This window comes from Klebsiella sp. HN106 (genome assembly GCF_051209435.1).
Classification (GTDB): domain Bacteria; phylum Pseudomonadota; class Gammaproteobacteria; order Enterobacterales; family Enterobacteriaceae; genus Klebsiella; species Klebsiella oxytoca.
The window spans coordinates 1-372 of record NZ_JBLURD010000135.1; the positions used below are offsets into that span (position 1 = coordinate 1).

The window sequence follows — 372 nt, forward strand, 5'->3', positions numbered from 1 at the left end:
GCGGATGAACCACCAGCGAGACGCCCATGGCTTCAAAACTGCGTCCGGCCAGCTCCGGGCGGTGCGCGGTGGCGGAGGCAGGCATGGCGTCGCCATGGACGTGGGAAAAGTTGACCCCCGCCTGCTCGAACACCCGGCCTTCGCGCAGCACCCGGCTGCGTCCGCCGCCACCGCCTTCCCGCTGCCAGGCATCTTCAATAAACGGCGCGCCATCCACGGCGCTCAGCTGCTGACAGAGGTTGTCCTGGAGCTGGAGCAGAAAAGTTTTTACCTGCGCGGCATCGGGTTTCATTAACGTCTCTTCGAGTGGGCTTTCTGGTTATCGAACCAGTGGAAATAGCTGATAATGCCGTTGGCAATCGCGGTGGCGAT

The 372-nt window shown here is 62.4% G+C and carries 2 protein-coding genes; both read right to left on the reverse strand.

The annotated features are described in order from the left end of the window. A partial coding sequence (locus ACSIPU_RS30670) for a coproporphyrinogen III oxidase (RefSeq protein ID WP_435322490.1) occupies nucleotides 1–292 on the reverse strand: 292 nt, incomplete at its 3' end. Next, on the reverse strand, nucleotides 292–372 hold an 81-nt coding region (locus ACSIPU_RS30675), incomplete at its 5' end, for a hypothetical protein (RefSeq protein ID WP_435322491.1). The genes ACSIPU_RS30670 and ACSIPU_RS30675, both read right to left, overlap by 1 nt.